This window comes from Cecembia sp., assembly GCF_007126775.1.
In the GTDB taxonomy this organism is placed as follows: domain Bacteria; phylum Bacteroidota; class Bacteroidia; order Cytophagales; family Cyclobacteriaceae; genus Cecembia.
This window is the reverse complement of the sequence record NZ_SLAP01000090.1, coordinates 1-18,493: the sequence shown is the minus strand read 5'-3', so window position 1 is coordinate 18,493 and position 18,493 is coordinate 1. Positions and strand designations below refer to the sequence as shown.

General features: G+C 41.7%; 17 protein-coding genes and 1 pseudogene. 11 read left to right on the top strand and 7 right to left on the bottom strand.

Annotation, left to right across the window (positions count from 1 at the left end; genetic code table 11):
- Nucleotides 1–93 precede the first annotated feature (93 nt).
- A complete protein-coding gene (locus tag QZT73_RS05570; protein WP_291779706.1) occupies nt 94–780 on the top strand; it encodes an NUDIX hydrolase in 687 nt (228 codons plus the stop codon).
- On the opposite strand, the gene coaD is transcribed toward QZT73_RS05570, so the two are convergent.
- The 4 genes from coaD to QZT73_RS05550 form a co-directional block, all read right to left on the bottom strand.
- A complete protein-coding gene (coaD, locus tag QZT73_RS05565) occupies nt 768–1,223 on the bottom strand; it encodes a pantetheine-phosphate adenylyltransferase (RefSeq protein ID WP_291779703.1) in 456 nt (151 codons plus the stop codon). The genes QZT73_RS05570 and coaD overlap by 13 nt on opposite strands.
- A 92-nt stretch (nt 1,224–1,315) precedes the next feature.
- Complete coding sequence (locus QZT73_RS05560; protein ID WP_291779701.1) at nt 1,316–2,125, bottom strand: DUF3822 family protein; 810 nt, start codon at nt 2,123–2,125, stop codon at nt 1,316–1,318.
- 26 nt (nt 2,126–2,151) lie between these two features.
- The gene (locus tag QZT73_RS05555) at nt 2,152–2,733 is read right to left on the bottom strand and encodes a hypothetical protein (protein ID WP_291787074.1); all 582 of its coding nucleotides are present in this window, start codon (nt 2,731–2,733) and stop codon (nt 2,152–2,154) included.
- 50 nt (nt 2,734–2,783) lie between these two features.
- Complete coding sequence (locus tag QZT73_RS05550; protein ID WP_291779696.1) at nt 2,784–3,287, bottom strand: NUDIX hydrolase; 504 nt, start codon at nt 3,285–3,287, stop codon at nt 2,784–2,786.
- 23 nt (nt 3,288–3,310) lie between these two features.
- On the opposite strand from QZT73_RS05550, the gene QZT73_RS05545 reads away from it, so the two are divergent.
- Nucleotides 3,311–4,762, top strand: a complete 1,452-nt coding sequence (locus QZT73_RS05545; protein ID WP_291787072.1) for an ATP-binding domain-containing protein — start codon at nt 3,311–3,313, stop codon at nt 4,760–4,762.
- A gap of 11 nt (nt 4,763–4,773) precedes the next feature.
- Nucleotides 4,774–5,166, top strand: a complete 393-nt coding sequence (locus QZT73_RS05540) for a DUF1573 domain-containing protein (protein WP_291779690.1) — start codon at nt 4,774–4,776, stop codon at nt 5,164–5,166.
- Nucleotides 5,167–5,228: 62 nt separating this feature from the next.
- Here the strand turns inward: QZT73_RS05540 and QZT73_RS05535 are convergent, their stop codons facing one another.
- From QZT73_RS05535 to QZT73_RS05525, 3 genes are all read right to left on the bottom strand, one after another.
- Nucleotides 5,229–5,426 carry an META domain-containing protein gene (locus QZT73_RS05535; protein ID WP_291787070.1) on the bottom strand — a complete coding sequence of 66 codons (198 nt, stop codon included), beginning with the start codon at nt 5,424–5,426 and terminating at the stop codon, nt 5,229–5,231.
- 200 nt (nt 5,427–5,626) lie between these two features.
- Nucleotides 5,627–6,334, bottom strand: coding sequence for an SGNH/GDSL hydrolase family protein (locus QZT73_RS05530; protein ID WP_291779684.1), 708 nt, complete (start codon nt 6,332–6,334; stop codon nt 5,627–5,629).
- The gene (locus tag QZT73_RS05525) at nt 6,331–7,371 is read right to left on the bottom strand and encodes an LD-carboxypeptidase (protein WP_291779680.1); all 1,041 of its coding nucleotides are present in this window, start codon (nt 7,369–7,371) and stop codon (nt 6,331–6,333) included. Before QZT73_RS05525 ends, QZT73_RS05530 begins: the two co-directional genes overlap by 4 nt.
- A 351-nt stretch (nt 7,372–7,722) precedes the next feature.
- On the opposite strand from QZT73_RS05525, the gene priA reads away from it, so the two are divergent.
- From priA to QZT73_RS05485, 8 genes and pseudogenes are all read left to right on the top strand, one after another.
- Nucleotides 7,723–10,242 carry a primosomal protein N' gene (gene priA / locus QZT73_RS05520; RefSeq protein ID WP_291779677.1) on the top strand — a complete coding sequence of 840 codons (2,520 nt, stop codon included), beginning with the start codon at nt 7,723–7,725 and terminating at the stop codon, nt 10,240–10,242.
- 253 nt (nt 10,243–10,495) lie between these two features.
- Nucleotides 10,496–11,356, top strand: a complete 861-nt coding sequence (gene hisG, locus QZT73_RS05515; RefSeq protein WP_291779674.1) for an ATP phosphoribosyltransferase — start codon at nt 10,496–10,498, stop codon at nt 11,354–11,356.
- Nucleotides 11,357–11,862: 506 nt separating this feature from the next.
- Nucleotides 11,863–13,155 (top strand): histidinol dehydrogenase, encoded by a 1,293-nt coding sequence (gene hisD, locus QZT73_RS05510; protein ID WP_291787069.1) that lies wholly within the window; start codon nt 11,863–11,865, stop codon nt 13,153–13,155.
- Nucleotides 13,155–14,222 (top strand): histidinol-phosphate transaminase, encoded by a 1,068-nt coding sequence (hisC, locus tag QZT73_RS05505; RefSeq protein ID WP_291779667.1) that lies wholly within the window; start codon nt 13,155–13,157, stop codon nt 14,220–14,222. The genes hisD and hisC overlap by 1 nt, the downstream gene beginning before the upstream one ends.
- Before the next feature lie 3 nt (nt 14,223–14,225).
- On the top strand, nt 14,226–15,320 hold the full coding sequence (hisB, locus tag QZT73_RS05500) for a bifunctional histidinol-phosphatase/imidazoleglycerol-phosphate dehydratase HisB (protein WP_291779664.1): 1,095 nt from the start codon (nt 14,226–14,228) through the stop codon (nt 15,318–15,320).
- A gap of 143 nt (nt 15,321–15,463) precedes the next feature.
- Entirely contained in the window at nt 15,464–17,182 is a 1,719-nt protein-coding gene (locus QZT73_RS05495; RefSeq protein ID WP_291779661.1) for an FAD-dependent oxidoreductase, read from the top strand.
- A 133-nt stretch (nt 17,183–17,315) separates the two neighbouring features.
- Nucleotides 17,316–18,104 carry a tetratricopeptide repeat protein gene (locus QZT73_RS05490; protein ID WP_291779658.1) on the top strand — a complete coding sequence of 263 codons (789 nt, stop codon included), beginning with the start codon at nt 17,316–17,318 and terminating at the stop codon, nt 18,102–18,104.
- Nucleotides 18,105–18,159: 55 nt separating this feature from the next.
- A pseudogene (locus QZT73_RS05485) lies at nt 18,160–18,312 on the top strand (tyrosine-type recombinase/integrase); the annotation flags it as partial.
- Between the last annotated feature and the right edge of the window lie 181 nt (nt 18,313–18,493).

Genomic DNA, 18,493 nt, shown 5'->3' with positions numbered 1-18,493 from the left:
TAAAAGATAAAAAGTAAGCGCCTGTTGTGCAGGCTAAAAAATTTTATGCATTTTTGATTGTATTTGAAATTAACCTGGCAAAAGTACCCAGCCATGAGGATTTTTATCAATGATAAACCTTTGGATATTGTCTCATCGGAAGATTTACCGAAGGAAAAAACCTATGAGTGCGTATATGACCGTCCGGAAGATTTTCCTCCAACGGCAGACTTCCATGATGATGTATTGATCATTGAACCCAGCAGGGATGTAATCATCAAGTTATTGTACCTCTTAAGAACGAGGAAGCTAAAACATCTGGATTCTGTAACCATTCTTAGCTCCAATAAAAAGGAGATCAAAGATTTTATCAAAAGTCGGTTTACGGTAATAAAAGCAGCTGGTGGTGTGGTGACCAAATCACAAAAAGTCCTATTTATCTACAGATTGGGAAAGTGGGACTTGCCCAAGGGGAAATTTGAAAAAGGGGAAACTCCTGAGGAATGTGCTGTCAGAGAGGTAGAGGAAGAGTGTGCCATCAAGGTTAAGCTAGGGCCGGAAATTTGTAAAACCTGGCATACATATACGAATAATAGAAAGAGTATTTTGAAAAAAACATATTGGTACGCCATGGAAAATATTGATGATGCTGATATGCAACCTCAGAAGGAAGAGGGTATTGAAGATATCCGTTGGCTAAGACATCATGAGGCAAAAATTGCCTTGGTGAATTCTTATCCTTCCATGCGCTACCTTTATAAAAGATTTTTGAAGCTTGTACCAAAAGTTCAAACTTGGTAAGGAAGGTATTCAGTTACATCACCGCCATATCGGTGTACTTCACGGATAATAGTAGAGCTTACTGCAGCAAATTGAGGGGAGGTGATCAAAAAAACAGTTTCCAAATCTGGATTAAGTTTGCGGTTCATCTGGCTGATGGTGTTTTCGTATTCAAAATCAGTAGTATTGCGTAAACCTCTTACCAGAAACCTTGCACCCTCATTTTTTGCAATAGATGATGTCAGGTCATTATAAACCAAAACGCTTACCCTTGGATCCTCTTTGTACAAGTTTTCTATTTTCGAAACCATGGTATCTATATCAAAATACCTCGTTTTTTTGGCAGAATTGTATCCTATGCCAATGATTACTTTATCAAAAATATTGAGGCTGCGGACTACAATGTCATGATGCCCTTTAGTAAATGGGTCAAATGACCCAGGGAAAATTGCAATTTTTTTCATGGAGAGGAGTGGTATTTATCTCAAGTAAAGGTCAATATAAGATTATTTTTTATCGGGAAGCGAAAGAATATCCAATAAGACCTTTTTTAAGATCATGAAAATTCCCAATTAGACTCCAGGTAAACCGTATTGGCAAAGGATTCAGTACCTGGGTGATAGTTTTGAATGTTTTTGAAGGATTCAAAATTGATATTTTTGAAATAATCTTGAGCCCATTTTTCAGAAAAGTCAAAATGGTAACTGTTTCCAAAGACATTGTACCTGCAGTACTTTCTGTCAAAGCCTAATTGCTCGGTCAGTCCAAAAAGGTATTCCAGTAGATTTTCTTTGTTTTCTATTTCAAATCGATTAAAAAGTTTCAATGTTTCTTTATCGAAAGCAGCCAGGTAAAATGATTTGTCAAAAAGATAAATCAATATTTCCTGAGAAAGAAATTTTGCTTTTTCGGCGAGGCAATAGGAGAGAAAGGAACTGCTTCCATGATGAAAGCTGAGCTGTTTTTTCCCATCACTGAGTAATTGGAAGAGCCTTTCATCCATTCCCCCCACCAATTGAATATTGTTACTGTCCAGACTGGTATGGAAAGATTTCAGCTCTGCAGAAAATTCATCAGTAAAACTCAGGTAAATATCTAAATATTCTGGATTGAATAAAGCTCCTGGAACTAAGGCTAAGTACTTATTATGCACAAAAACCTTGGTAGGAACATCCAACCTGTAGAGTTCATCTTTCCAGATTTTGGAGATAGGCTTTTCAGAGGAGGACAATAGATTCCATGTGTGGACTGCTACCACTTTATGGTTGATATCCTTGGCCAAAAGGATTCTTATTTCTTCATATAAGAAAAGCGATAAGTAGGAAACCATTTCGGAATCATACTTATCGCAATAGATTTTTTTCAATGTATTTTCTATCGTTTGAATCAAAATTACTCCCAGTTACCTGAGGTGGAAGAATCGGTTCTTGATCCTACCCTAAGTGCTCTTTCATTGTTGTTCTCCCTTCTTTTGGGATTGATCGGAGCTGGATCTCTAATTTCAAATACGCCAATTTCTCTTTGACTTCTTTCGATTTTATCAGCAAAGAACTCAAATTCCAGTCCACCTGAACCGGGGACTATATGTAGGTTTTCCAAATTAAAATTAGGGTACCTTCTTTCGTTAAACAAGGAATCCATCACCATCACAGAACCTAATGTATCATAAGTAACGGTAGTTTCTTCTTTTCCGTATTCCAGTAGTGTGGTGGTTTCTTTTCTTTCAATCAGCCAGATTTCACCATCTTCAATGAAGTTTCTCAGGCTGTCCCAATTGTCTGCATATTCACCTTTTGAAGCAATGTAGGCAATTTGGGCATCTCTCAGCATCTGAAGCTTTTCGATAATTCTTGATTCAAGGGCTGCAATTCTTTTTTCTTCCTGCATGACATTGTCTACACTCCTGAACAGCATATAGCCAAGTCCAAGAGCACCTAATAAGAAGACTACGGATAAGATTCTGGTTAGCGTCATTTTTAAGATATTTTAATCTTTATTAAAGGTTGATGGTAATAATTGGAATGCTATTTTATCGAATTATTTTCAAAATTAAAATATCCATTCCATTTTCTCACATCATTGAGCGATTTTATTCCCCAAAATACGGGATGTTTTTCTTTATTTTCTATCAAATTGAGATTTTCGAGTTTTAAATAGCCGATTTCAGTGATCAATTGCTTCCCCTTGTCAAGTTCAGGATCGCTGCCTTTTTGCAGGATACCTCCCACCTGTTCAACCATAAAAAACAGCTCAATGGCATGTAATGGAGGTTCAAGGAATTCATGGGCGCATATAAAATTATGAACTTTGATATCAAGCCCGGTTTCTTCCTTAAATTCCCGGATAAGGTTTTCTTCTACGGATGTTCCATATTTCATGCCCCCACCGGGTACATTCCAAAAATAACGGTTTTCCGCCATTTTATGCTTGATCATTAAAATGGCATTTTCCCGGATGAGCACGCCATTGACCCGTGTTCTAAGTCTCCCTCCAAATTTATCTACCAGCTCTTTTTCCAATTTCGTCATATTACACTTAGATTGCTCCTGCAATGAGAAGTAAAGATAAAGAGAACGGGCCTAAGCCCTCCCTTTTGCTGACAAAATATTTCCCTTTTGAGCCGACATCTGGGCAAAAGGCTTTTTTTGCCAAAATGGATGATTTTTTTGAAAAAGATGCCAGTGATGCTTTTATTCTAAAAGGATATGCCGGTACTGGAAAGACATCGCTGATTTCTGTTTTGGTAAAAATCCTACCAAAGCTTAAAACACGATCCATGCTCCTCGCTCCCACAGGGCGGGCAGCCAAGGTGATGGGAAATTACAGTCAAAAAGCAGCTTTTACGATTCATAAGATCATTTACCGTCCAAAAGACCAAGTAGGTGACCTGGGCTCGGGCTTTGATTTGCTCAAAAATTATTACAAAGACACACTGTTTATTGTAGATGAAGCCTCCATGTTGGCAGATGAATCGCAGAGTGGCCGCAGTCTATTACGTGATCTGATCCAGTTTGTCTTTCAAGAGTCCAGCAATAGACTTTTCTTGGTAGGGGATACGGCACAATTGCCGCCTGTTGGCAGTAGTTTAAGTCCCGGATTGGACAGTGGTTACCTTATCCGGCATTTCAGGCTCAAAGTTGATGGAACTGAACTCACCGAGGTGATGCGTCAGGAATTGGAATCAGGGATACTTTACAATGCCACTTTTCTCAGAAATCAGATTCCCGCCAAGGAACCCTTGATTCTTTTTCAAACAGCAGGCTTTAAGGATTTCTTCAAAATGACAGGCGAAAGACTGGAAGATGGTTTGAGATATGCCTACAATAAATATGGGATAGAAAACACCGCTATCATTACACGCTCCAATAAATCTGCAGTTCAGTACAATCAATACATAAGAAGAACCATCCATTTTTTTGATGATGAAATCAGTGCAGGTGACCTGTTGATGATCGTCAAAAATAACTATACTTATATGGCTGATTCGGATAAGGTGAATTTTCTGGCCAATGGTGATTTTATTGAGGTAGTAAAAATAAGGTCCTTCGAAGAAATGTATGGCCTGAGATTTGCAACACTTGAACTGAGGTTGCTGGATTATTCGGATGAGCCTTACTTTGAAGCTAAAGTGATCATGGATACCCTTTATAGTGATGGGCCTTCCTTAAGCAATGAAGCATACCGAACGCTTTACCGGCAGGTGTCTGAAGATTATGCAGATGTGGCCAATAAGGCGGAAAGGATGGAACTGATAAAAAAAGACCCATATCTTTCAGCCTTACAGGTTAAATTTGCGTATGCACTGACATGCCATAAGTCACAAGGAGGGCAATGGGAGGCTGTCTTCGTCGATCAGGGTTACCTCACAGACGAAATGGTTAATAAGGATTATATCCGATGGCTGTATACAGCCATGACCCGTGCAAAGAAGGAATTGTTTATGGTAAACTTCAATTCAAAGTTTTATATTAGCAATCCAAATGGAGTAACAAACGAAAACTAAATACAATTACTATGAAAAAGTTGTTTATGCTGTCAGTAATGGCCCTATTGGCCCTTACAGTGCAGGCACAAACGGAGAAAAAGGGTGCCGTCATGGAATTCAAAGAAAAATCCATTGATTTTGGAGACATCACCCAGGGGGATAAGGTAGAACATACCTTTGTTTTTAACAATACAGGAGATACGCCTTTGGTAATATCCAATGTGGCGGTAACCTGCGGTTGTACTGCTCCCAACTGGCCCAAGCAACCCATCGCTCCTGGTGCTTCTGGTGAACTGAAAGTGGTGTTCAATTCTGCAGGAAAAATGGGCAAGCAAAATTCTGTAGTAAGGATTTATTCCAATGCTTCAGAACCCATCGAAAAAGTATCCCTGATTTCCAACGTTTTGCCTAAAGGCAAATAAGGTTAAAAGAAAAAGGAGGCAAAGGCCTCCTTTTTCTTTTAACCTTCAATCTAAATTAGGTTTTAATCTACATTCCTCAACACTATTTTTATCTGTTCTTTCTCATCCAAAAGCAATAATTTAGATTCAGAAATTCTGTATTGTTTTATTTCCTTTAGTGCGTCAGTATATTTTTTCTCTAATTCTATATTTTCAGGACCACAGACCATTATTGTCATGGCCGCACTTCCAAACACTGCATAGGAGCAACTCCTGTACATGGAATCATACTGCTATTTACCCAAATTATTTTCTTTTCATGGGGTACATCGTTCAAGCTAAGCTCCGATTTGCAGGACATCATGGCCAAGAGTAAGATGGAAAGACCTATAGTAATCAAGTTTCTCATTATTGCAGCATTGTATTGACTTGATCAATACAATTTTACTGCCAATAATTGCAGAACACATAACAAAATTTGTTAAAAATTCATCCTTTCAACAATCAAAGCCGATAAGTCTTTGGCCCACTCCGCATAAACTTTGCTGCTGGGATGGAGCTTGTCAGCTACCAGCATTTCTGGCGCGGCACCGATTGCCCTGTAACGCGCTGTAATTTCAATGTAATGCACACCCAAATCCTCTGAAATGGTACGGTTAGAAGCATTGAATAGATCAATTTCTTGGGACACTTTTCCCCTGTCCGTTTTTCTTTCCTCGGCAAATGGGGTTATCCCCCAATCAGGGATGGAAATTACCACCACATGATCTGCTTTGTTGTTGGCAAAACGAATGGCCTGCTCCAATAAGGAACGGAATTCGTTTTCATAATTATCAAGTGCCCTACCACGGTATTGGTTGTTGACCCCTATCAGTAAAGTTACCAAGTCGTAACTCTTTCCGGCTATTTCGGACTCGGCTATTCCTTGCTGTAGCTCATCTGTAGTCCATCCTGTTTTGGCGATGATGGTTGGTTTTTCAAAAGAATATCCTTTTTCATGAAGTAAGGATACCGTCTGATTGGGATACCTGTCTCCTTCCTCTACACCTTCCCCAATGGTGTAGGAATCGCCCAAGGCCAGGTAGGTGAAAGGTGAATCTGTCATGGTGTTTTCTGTATTTTCTTTTTGGCTGCAACCCATTAGTAGCGTAAAGGCTATCAATGTACAGAGGTGTATGTAGTTTATCATTTCTGAAAGACTTTATCAAGTAATCTAAATGTCCCTGCATCGGCATCCATTTCTATCTGAGCTCCAACAGGAACGATGAATTGCTTGGAGACATGTCCTATCATGGCTCCTCTGAATGCAGGAATGTTAAGCGGTAAAATGTAATCATCCAATATATCATCTAAAGTGAGAGAGCCGTATCCACCGGAGGGGCTGCAGTCTGTACATTGACCAAAAATAAATCCCTTGATTTTACTCAATGTACCATTGAGTGCTAAGGTGCTCAGCATCCTGTCAATTTTGTATGGATCTTCTCCGATATCTTCCAAAAATAAGATAGAATTTTTGAAATCAGGAAAATAAGGTGTACCTGAAAGGGCAGTCAGTACTGTCAGATTCCCGCCCAAGATTTTTCCAGAGGCTTTACCAGACCTGATGGTCTGTATTCTGTTCTGTTTCACAATCAGGTCATCGCCTTTCACTTGTTCATTTTCAAACGCAACCAATTCTTTTTCAAAAAACATTTTTTCGAACTGCTGCACATTGAAACTGTTCCAGCTTCCCGTACCATTGGGTCCGTGAAAAGTAATGAGTCCTGTCTGTGTATGGATGGCGCAATGAAGTGCGGTGATGTCTGAGTAACCCAAGATAGGTTTTGGGTTTCTTTGGATGGTTTTATAGTCTATCAAAGGCAAGATTCGGGCCGCACCTGAACCGCCGCGGATACAGATAAGTGCTTTAATACTGCTATCGGCAAACATCTTATTCAGGTCTTCAGCCCTTTCCGCATCTGTCCCGGCAAGATGCCCCCTTCTGTTTTTCCAATGAAGACCTAAGACTACTTCAAATCCTAAGGCCTCTAGCGTTTCCTGCGCAAACTTGAACTGAATCCTGTCGGCTGTAGCCGCTGAAGGGCTGATCAGTCCCACTTTATCTCCCCGTTGAAGGGCATTTGGAAGCAGGACCTTTTTAGCAGGGCTTTCAGGTAAAATGGAGGAGGAAAGGGGAAAGCCCACAAGCCCTAGTCCAAGGGATTTTAAAAAAAGCCTTTTGTTCATAGCTGATTGTTGTATTTTGAATGCTTTGTAAAACTAAACGGAAATTTGGATTGTAAAAAATATCATCCTTGCGATTAAGATTTTTGTATCGATTTCTAAGTCCGGTTTTTTTGTTTTCAATTAATTATTTCGTTTGTTAGATTTCCCAAGGGAATTGGTTTATTTTACGAATGATTTATTCTGGATTTATATCATTTCCTTTTCTGTAGGGTCTCATAACTGTTAAAAAATCAGGAGTTACGGGTGCTTTAGGGGAGTTCCTTCAAAAGCATTAAGATAGGCTTTCGATTCATTCAGGGAGACGGTTTCACATATTTGTTATTGTTGGTAAAAGATTAGAAGATTAAACTTTTGGAAACACTATTTGGAGATCAATTAGAGCAGGCAGATTCTTCATCCGGTTCATTTGCGGATATCATTTTACCTGTGCCCATTCCCAAAATGTTTACTTATAAAATCCCCAAGCATATGCTGGAGGAAATCGGGATAGGATTCAGGGTTATTGTGCAATTTGGCAGGAAGAAAATACTCACAGGCATTGTAGGCAAAGTGCATCAAAAACCTCCTGCAGCTTATGAGGCCAAACCCATTTTGGACCTTTTGGATAACCATGCCACAGTCAATCCCATTCAGATCCGTTTTTGGGCATGGATGGCAGATTATTATTGCTGTCACATAGGAGAGGTTATGAATGCAGCCCTTCCATCCGGATTAAAACTGAGCAGCGAAAGTAAAATACAGCTGAATCCCACCTACGATTTGGACACCTCTCCCTATCCTTTGGATGATAGGGAAGCCCTTCTTCTCAAAGCCTTAGAAAACAAAGAGGAGATGAGTTATGAGGACTGTGAAGTGGTGCTGGGCATCAAGTCCATTCATGGGATTATCAAAAGCCTGGTGATCAAAGAGGCCATTTTGGTTTTTGAACAGGTGAAAGAAAAATACAGCCCAAAGGTAGAATCCAGGATCCGTTTAAAAACTGAGCTGCTCAGCGATAAGCCGGCATTAGAAGCACTTTTCAATGCAATCAGTGCCAAACCCAAGCAGGAGGAAATCCTTCTCAAATACCTGCAGGAGGTGCCTGTATACCGGCAACCTGAGCTCAATCAAAAAGGCTTGGAAAAAAAAGTGATCACTGATGCAGGTATGTCTGCTTCCTCCCTAAAAACATTGGTGAAAAATGGGGTTTTGGAAGAATTTAAGCTTATTGTCAGCAGATTTGAGGAAGAGGAGGGGAGCGATAAACCCATCCTTCTTTCGAAAGAGCAGGAAATTGCACAGACCAAGATTAAGGATTCCTTTGAAGAAAAGCATACTGTACTGCTGCACGGTATTACAGGAAGTGGCAAGACTGAGTTGTACATCACTTTGATTCAGGAAGCATTGGCAGGGGGCTCCCAGGTTTTATTGCTATTGCCAGAAATTGCCCTGACAACCCATATGGTTGGTAGGTTGAGGCAGGTTTTTGGCAGCAGCATGGGGGTATACCACTCCAAATATTCCGACAATGAGCGGGTCGAGGTATGGAATGGAATTTTGAGCGGAAAGCTTTCCTTTGTGGTGGGAGTGAGGAGTTCCATTTTTCTGCCTTTTGACAGTATAGGTTTAGTGATTGTAGACGAGGAGCATGAACCTTCCTACAAGCAATATGATCCAGCTCCTCGCTTTCATGCCCGCGATGCGGCCATCATGTTGGCCTGGTTGCATCAGGCTAAAACTTTATTGGGTTCAGCCACCCCTTCCTTTGAATCTTTTTACAATGCCCGGACCCATAAATACGGATATGCCAGTATGGAGAAACGTTATGGGGAGGCGCAGCTACCTGAGTACCAATTGGCAGATATGTTGGTGGACAAAAAGAAAAACCTGCTGAAACTTGATTTTACCCGTCTGATGCGGGAGAAGATACAGGAGGCATTAGACAGGCAGGAGCAGGTTTTGATTTTCCAGAACAGAAGAGGCTATGCACCCTACATTTCCTGTGAGGACTGCGGTTGGATACCGGAATGTGAACATTGTGATGTGAGCCTGACCTACCATCAATTTGGAGAGGAAATGCGTTGTCATTATTGCGGGTTTAAAGAAAAAGTCCCGCATGTCTGCCCTGCCTGCGGCAGCTCCAAGTTGGGTGCAGTGGGGCTGGGAACAGAGCGCATTGAAGAGAGCCTGTCCCTATTGTTTCCGGAAGCAAGAATTGCACGTATGGATCTGGATACGACAAGGAGTAAGTATGGTTATCAGCGGCTTTTGGAAGAATTTGGTTCGGGCAATGTAGATATTTTGGTAGGTACCCAAATGATCACGAAAGGATTGGACTTTGACCGGGTGACGGTAGTGGGGGTGATGGATGCGGACAGGATCCTCTATTTTCCAGATTTCAGAGCAGGAGAACGTGCTTTCCAACAGATCACTCAGGTAGCAGGGAGGGCAGGAAGAAGGGATAAAAAGGGACAGGTGGTAATTCAAACGAGAAGGCCGGAGCAGGCAATCTTCCAGCAGATCATTTCCGGTGACTACAGGAATTTTTACCTTCAGGAGATGGGAGACCGGCAGCGGTTTTTTTATCCACCTTTTGTTAAACTTCTCAAAGTGACCACGCGGCACAAGGATTACAAAACTGCAGAAAGGGCCGCCAGACACCTGCATAATCTTATGTCGGCAATTCAGGTCAAGAAGATCCTCTTGGGTCCGGAAAAAGGACTCATTGGAAAAATAAAAAACCAATTCATCTTTGAGTCTGTGGTGAAGTTGGACAGGAGCAGCAATGCCCAGGCTCATTTCAAACAGGAACTGCAGCAGCAACTGGAAGCCTTACAGTCTGACAAGGATTTCAGATCGGTACGCTTCATAGTGGATGTGGATCCTTACTGAAATGGGAAAAAACATTCTTTTCATTTGCATGTTATGACATTGACTTTATATTTGCATCCAGATGAACAGCACGAAATTTCATATCGATACTTTTTCCGTCAAAAGGACAGTGGTCTCAGTTCATCATGTGCATCATTCCTCCTGAGGAGGAAAACTATTTACATATCGCCCGAGGATGGCTGTTGGCATCAATATACAGCCCCATTATCCAAAAAACCTATTTAGATTTTAATACTAAATGTATATTGCGTACATGAATAATATGATCCGTATAGCCGTACAAAAAAGCGGTAGATTGAGTGATGACTCCTTGGCTTTGATTAAGGAATGTGGCATCAAATTTTACAATGGTACAGGTAAGCTCAAATCTGTTTCCACCAATTTTCCAATTGAATTCCTTTTTTTGAGAGATGATGACATTCCCGGTTATGTAGCTGATGGTGTGGCTGATCTGGGAATAGTGGGAGAAAATGAATTGGTCGAAAAAGATAAGGATGTCAATGTTCTAAAAAAGCTGGGATTTTCTAAGTGCAGACTGTCCCTTGCCATTCCAAAAGGTGAAGCTTATACTAATGTGCATTATTTTCAGGGCAAAAGTATTGCTACTTCTTATCCCAAAATCCTAGGGGATTACCTTAGCAATAACGGTATACAGGCAGATATTCACGAAATTTCGGGTTCAGTGGAAATTGCTCCGAGCATTGGGCTTGCAGAGGGGATTTGCGATATTGTGAGTTCAGGATCTACCCTGATGATGAATGGGCTTAAGGAAGTAGAAGAAATCTTCAAATCAGAAGCGGTTTTGATTGCCAATAAATCCCTTTCTGAAGAAAAACTGACGATTGTAGATAAGTTGCTTTTCAGGCTCAATGCTGTACAAAAAGGGAAAAGCAACAAATACGTATTACTCAATGCCCCAAACGCCTCCTTGGATAGGATCATTGAACTGATCCCAGGGATGAGAAGTCCGACAATTTTGCCTTTGGCGCAGGAAGGTTGGTCTTCTGTACATTCAGTCATCAGTGAAGATCAGTTTTGGGAAAATATTGAGGAGCTCAGGGCAGCAGGTGCAGAGGGGATTTTGGTGGTACCGATAGAGAAGATGGTGATTTGAGGGGAAAGGGAAGAAGCAATATGTAAGAGGAAAGAATTTCGGATTTCGGAAGACGGGTTTCGTAAGATTGAATCGCGTTCGTAGCCGTCATCCTGAGATTTTAACATGTAGGAAAACGTATAGAAACGAGGATGACATGTTGATTGCCCTCATTCTGACCCCGAGTAATTCGGGAGAAGAATCTCCCATATTTTTGGGGACCTTTCCTTCGTCAGGGTAACGAGTCAAGCAATCTGTTATTGGTAACGAAGTGAAGCATCTCTCAGAGGTATAGAAAAAATGGAAAGAAGAAAGAATAGAAGTGGGAAGGCGGATTTCGGTAACTGCAAAACGGAGGATTAGTTACGGATAATCAGCAACCGCATAGCTTTTTAGGGTTGTTGCAATGAAAAGCTTATCCTTGTCATGTCTACGCGAAGAGTAATCTTAAGAGAAACAAGAAGGGGTTGTACCAAGTACTGTGACATAAGAATTGAGATTTAAGAAACAAATGCAAAGATTAACCTATGAAAACGATAATAAATCCAAGCAGATCAGAGTGGGAGAAGGCCTTGAAGAGACCGGTTCAAAAAACCAAAGAGATCGGGAAAATCGTCAAGCCCATCATGCGCAAGGTAAAACGCTCAGGAGATAAGGCTTTGAAAAAGTTTGCTTTAGAGTACGATCATGTACAGATCAAAAATCTCCTGGTTAGCTTAGATGAAATCAAGCAGGCCAGAGATTTAGTCGATCCCCAACTGAAGGAAGCAATAGCTTCGGCCAAGAAAAATATAGAAAAATTCCATGCAGCCCAGGTGACACCTGAACTCAAGATGGAGGTTATGGAGGGAGTAACCTGCATGCGCAGGTCAGTCCCCATACAACGTGTAGGCCTGTATATTCCCGGCGGAACAGCGCCGCTTTTTTCCACCGTATTGATGTTGGGAATACCTGCCAATCTAGCTGGCTGTGAGGAAATTGTTCTTTCTACTCCTCCTGATAAACACGGAAATATTCACCCGGCCATTCTGTATACAGCAGACCTGATCGGTATTGATAAAATCGTCAAAGCTGGAGGGGCACAGGCAATAGCAGCTATGACCTATGGAACAGAATCAGTACCTAAGGTGGATAAGATTTTTGGACCGGGTAACCAATATGTAACAGCGGCAAAGCAGTTGGCGGTGAAGAAAGGCGTAGCCATAGATATGCCTGCAGGGCCCTCAGAGGTTTTGGTCTATGCAGATGAATCAGCCATACCGGCTTTTGTGGCCGCGGACCTGCTTTCTCAAGCGGAGCACGGAGTGGATTCCCAGGTAGTTCTGGTGACCAATACAGAGAAATTTGCCAAAAAAGTCCTCAAGGAAGTAGAAGCGCAATTGGAATCACTTTCCAGGAAAGATATCGCCAAAAGGGCCTTGGAAAATTCAGTTGCTGTGATCATGGGACACAAGGATACGGCTTTGGAGTTGATCAACGATTACGCTCCTGAGCACCTGATCATCTGCGTGGAGGATGAAGAGGAAGCGGTAAATAAGATCATCAATGCTGGTTCTGTATTTATCGGAAATTACACACCGGAATCCGCTGGGGATTATGCATCTGGTACCAACCATACCCTCCCAACATACGGCTATGCAAGAAATTATTCCGGGGTTTCTTTGGATAGTTTCTTCAAAAAAATCACCTATCAGAAAATCACTGAAAAAGGTATACAAAATCTAGGGCAAACAATAGAGATCATGGCAGCCAATGAACTCTTGGACGCGCACAAAAATGCCGTAACCCTGCGCCTCAAATACCTAAAAAATAAGAAGTGATGGCATTTGAACTCGAAAAATTATTAAGACCACATATTCTTCAGATCAAACCTTATTCTTCTGCCAGGGATGAATATTCCGGGAAAGTGGGGGTTTTTTTGGATGCCAATGAAAATCCATACGGCTCCTTGACGGGAGAAGGATTTAACAGATATCCGGATCCGTATCAGGTGGAGGTCAAGGAAAAGTTACAGTTGATCAAGGAAGTACGTTTTGAGCAGATTTTTTTGGGAAATGGCAGTGATGAGGCCATAGATTTACTTATGCGTGCTTTTTGTGTGCCAGGAAAGGACAATATCATCCTCCTTCCGCCTACTTATGGCATGTATGAAGTCTCGGCGGCTATCAATGACATTGCTGTAAAAAAGGTGAATCTTACCGAAAATTTTCAGCTACGGTCCGATGCCATCCTCGATGCTGTGGACCAAAACTCCAAAATTATCTTCATCTGCTCCCCTAATAATCCCAGTGGCAATAAAATGGACAGGAAAGCTATCCGGCAAATCATTCAAAAGTTCCATGGTTTGGTTGTAGTAGATGAAGCTTACATAGATTTCAGTGACGAGCCCAGTTTCACCACTGAATTAAAGCAATTTCCTAATCTTTTGGTTATGCAGACCTTCTCCAAATCTTGGGGACTGGCCAATTTGCGCATTGGGATGGCTTTTGCTTCCGAAAAAATCATCCGAATTCTGAACCTGATCAAACCTCCGTACAATATCTCGGGACTTACCCAACAGAAAGTGTTGGAATCTTTGGACCAGGCGCAAAGAATAGCACCCTTGGTCAAAGAGGTGTTGAAAGAGCGCCTTTTTCTAGAAGGGGAACTGGATAAGTTACATTTTGTCCTAAATTGCTACCCTTCCCATGCCAATTTTATTTTGGTCAAAATGGATCATGCAAGAAAAATTTACGAATACTTAATCCATGAAATGATCATAGTTAGGGACCGGTCCAAGGTGGTTCTCTGTGAAGATTGCCTGAGGATATCAGTAGGAACCAGAGAAGAAAATACAAAGTTGCTGGAAGCTTTGAAAAGATATGAACCTATTATCAAAAACCTATAATTGATGAAAAAAGCACTTTTTATTGACCGGGATGGGACCATCATAGTGGAGCCACAGACGGATTTTCAGATCGATAGTCTTGAAGATCTGGAATTTATCCCAAAGGTTATTTCTAATTTAAGGAGGATCGTTGAAGAAACTGATTTTGAATTGGTGATGGTCAGCAATCAAGATGGTTTGGGAACCGCTTCTCTGCCGGAGGAAGACTTTTGGCCTGCACATAATAAGATGTTATTGACTTTGGAGAATGAAGGTGTCGAGTTTGCGGCAGTGCATATCGACCGGTCTTTTGAACATGAAAACCTCCCTACTAGAAAACCGGGTACAGGCTTGTTGACCCAGTATATGAAGGGAGATTATGACTTGGCCAATTCTTATGTAATCGGTGATAGGAAAACTGATGTGCAATTGGCCCAAAATATGGGTTGTAAATCGATTTATTTTGGTGAGGCCATAAAAGGTGCTGATTTTTGTACCCAAGATTGGGACGAGATTTACGGATTCCTCAGACTTCCAGCCAGGGTTGGAGAGGTCTACCGCAAGACTTCAGAAACAGATATCCATGTTCGCGTCAACCTTGATGGTTCCGGTAAATGCGAAATTTATACCGGTTTGCCCTTTTTTGACCATATGTTGGAGCAATTGGGTAAACATGGAGGGGCTGATCTAACCATTGAGGTAAAGGGGGATTTACACATCGATGAACACCACACCATTGAGGATACGGCTTTGGCCTTAGGAGAAGCCTATTTGAAGGCCTTAGGGGATAAAAAAGGCATTTACCGTTATGGATTTCTTTTGCCTATGGATGATGTACTGGCCCAGGTGGCCATCGATTTTGGTGGAAGGCCCTGGATGGTTTGGGAGGCGGAATTTAAGCGTGAAAAAATAGGGGATATGCCTACCGAAATGTTTTTCCATTTCTTTAAATCTTTCAGTGATACGGCCAAGTGTAACCTGAATATCAAAGCTGAAGGGAATAATGAACACCATAAGATTGAAGCGATTTTTAAGGGATTGGCAAGGGCGATCAAGATGGCTGTGGCAAGGGATAAGACGGCTTTGAATCAATTGCCAAGCACAAAGGGAGTGCTTTGAGGAGAGGGAGTTTAGATGCGAGATGAAAGGAGCGAGAAACAAGATATGAGCGATTGTCTGTAGAATCGATAGTTTGAATCCACAAAGCGGTACCTCTCCCGGGTGTAAACCCCTAGTGAAAGATGATATATAAATGAACCAATATGAAGAGAAGGTCTTTTATTTCGAGCTTGGCCCTGGGAACGGGGGCAATGTCAGTTTCCCCCATATTTGCCAGCACATCCATGGCATCTTTTCCAGAGGTCAAAATTTCTGAGAACGGAAAAACCCTAGAGGCTGATGTAGTGATAGCAGGAGGAGGTATGGGAGGCTGCGCTGCCGCCTTTGCTGCCCTGAGAAATGGTCTGAGTGTAATTCTGACTGAAGAGACAGATTGGATTGGTGGTCAATTGACTCAGCAGGCCGTACCACCTGACGAGCATGTTTGGATTGAAACTCATGGTGCGACTGCTTTGTATAGGGAATTTAGGAATAAGGTTCGGGAATACTATCGGGCTCATTATCCTTTGACTGATGAGGCGAGGTCCAGAGAACACCTCAACCCCGGGGATGGAGCGGTTTCCCGGCTATGCCATGAACCCAAAGTAGCATTGGCTGTCCTGCAGCAAATGTTTGCCCCTTATGAGAGTGCGCGGAAAATAGTGATTTTATTGGACCATCAGGTCCAGAATGCCAATTCCGATGGAAAGAAAGTGAGTGCCATTGGTGCAAAATCTCTTCAAAATGGGGTTGAGGTACAACTTTTAGCGCCTTATTTTATAGATGCTACAGAATTGGGTGATTTACTGCCTTTAACAGACACGGCTTATGTCACAGGAACTGAGTCCAAAGCCCAAACTGGGGAATTGCATGCCCCTGAAATTGGCGATCCTGAAAATAATCAGGCTTTTACTGTTTGTTTTGCCATGGATTATGTCAAAGGGGAAGATTGGACCATTCCTAAGCCATACCAATATGATTTTTGGAAGTCTTACGTGCCTGATTTAAGACATCCCTGGCCGGGCAGTATGTTGGCTTTGCATTACTCTAATCCCCAAACCCTTCAACCCAAGATGTTGGGATTCCATCCGGAAGGTCTGCCCACAGGAGATTTGCTCAATTTATGGCTTTACAGGAGAATTTTCAATAGGCATAATTGTGATCCTGGTTTTTATGCCGGGGACATTTCTTTGGTCAATTGGCCCCAAAATGATTACATACCGGGGAATTTGATTGATGTATCCCAAGAAACCTTTGCGCAGCATGTAGAAGGTGGGAAGCAATTGAGTTTATCTCTTTTGTATTGGTTACAGACAGAGGCCCCAAGACCAGATGGGGGAATGGGTTGGTCTGGATTGCGGTTGAGACCTGATGTGGTGGGCACCTCAGACGGATTGGCCAAGTATCCTTATGTCAGAGAGTCCAGGAGAATAAAAGCGTTATTTACTGTATTGGAGGAACATGTGGGAAAGGAGCAGCGGGAAATGGTAACAGGTAAAGAAGGAGAGGAGCTAAAGTCAGCTGAATTTTTTGATAGCGTAGGCATAGGATATTACCATATTGATCTGCATCCCAGTTCAAATGGAGACAATTATATTGACTTTCCATCATTACCTTTTCAGATCCCATTGGGGGCTTTGATTCCTGAAAAAATGGAAAATTTATTGCCTGCCAATAAAAATATCGGGACCACTCATATTACCAATGGTTGTTACAGGCTTCATCCCGTAGAGTGGAGTATAGGGGAGGCTGTAGGAATGTTGATTGCTTTTGCGAAGGGAAAAGGGGTAATGCCCAAAACGGTGAGAGAAGATAAGGGACTATTAAAGGACTTCCAGTCCCTGATCAGGGAGCAGGGCATTGAAACCCATTGGCCGGGTTAAGTCTTTGGTTTAAAGTGTTTATGGGTGTATGGTATTTCCTTATGGATTAATCACCCATTTTTTTTCAAAAACATATTCAGCATTGGGGAATATGTAAATAAATTGTTAGTTTTGATGCAAAAGCCTTGAACTCATGCTGCGTAACCTATTGCCATTCTTGTTATTGATCCTGTTAGGTTCTTGTTTTGGGACTTTTTCGGAGGGAGAGCGCTTATTCCGCTCCGGTGCCTATGAGGATGCGGTCAAGGAGTTTTCCAAAGCCTTATTTCTCAATGTGACCGATATCAAATCTTTGCATTTGAGAGCCAGGGCTTACGAAGAGCTGGAATCATTTGAAGATGCTATAGAGGATTACAAGTCCATTTTGCGTTTGGATCCCACTTATGCCCAGGCCCATGCAGGGATTGGGAAAATTTATTGGAAGTTGGAGAATTACCGGCAAGCAGAAAACCACCTATTGATTGCAGCCAAGCATGATGCCAAGGATTTTGAGATTATTTTTCTTTTGGCGAGGACCCTTTTGATGAATGAGAGGTACCAGAGTGCAGAGGAGTTTTTTCAGATTGCAAAGGAATTGGAACCCAAGGATTCCCGGGTACATTTTTATCAGGGCATGGCCCGTTCCCAGATCGGGGATATCTTGGGAGCGGCCGGTTCATTTAACAGTGCCTTGCGTTATGATCCGGATAATCTGACAGCCATGTACAATAGGGGATTGGTGCTGATGCTGATCGGTCATTCTACTTGGGCTTTGGAGGATTTTGATGCGGTATTGAAGGAAAAACCCAATCATGTGGAGGCTTTGGCCCATAGGGGTGTGGCAAAGCTCAACCTCAATGATAGAACGGGTTGCAATGACCTGCAGCAGGCCCTTGCCCAAGGGAGCATTTATGCCCGTGTGCATCAGGATAAGTGCAAGTAGGTTTTTGTTGGTATAAAGTGAGGTGTCAGAATATCAGGAAGTTGTATTTTTTTACCATTCTTATGCGGCTCATTTATTGGAAAGTGGGACAGATTTAAGGTATATACAGGAGTTATTGGGTCATAAGAGTAGTAAGACTACAGAGATTTATACTCATGTTAGCCGGAAAAGGATTTCAGAAATTAAATCACCATTTGATGATTTATAAAAAACATTATTTTTAAATAAATAGTGTAATTTACGTAATAAGCCGTCAATTTTTGATGGCTTGGCAGTACAAACATGTAACAATAAGTAAGTTATGCACTATTCTAAAACAGAGGGACATAAGTGAAAAATGAGGGAAATTTTGTAAATTCGTTGAAGGTTTAACCCAAAGCATATGTTTA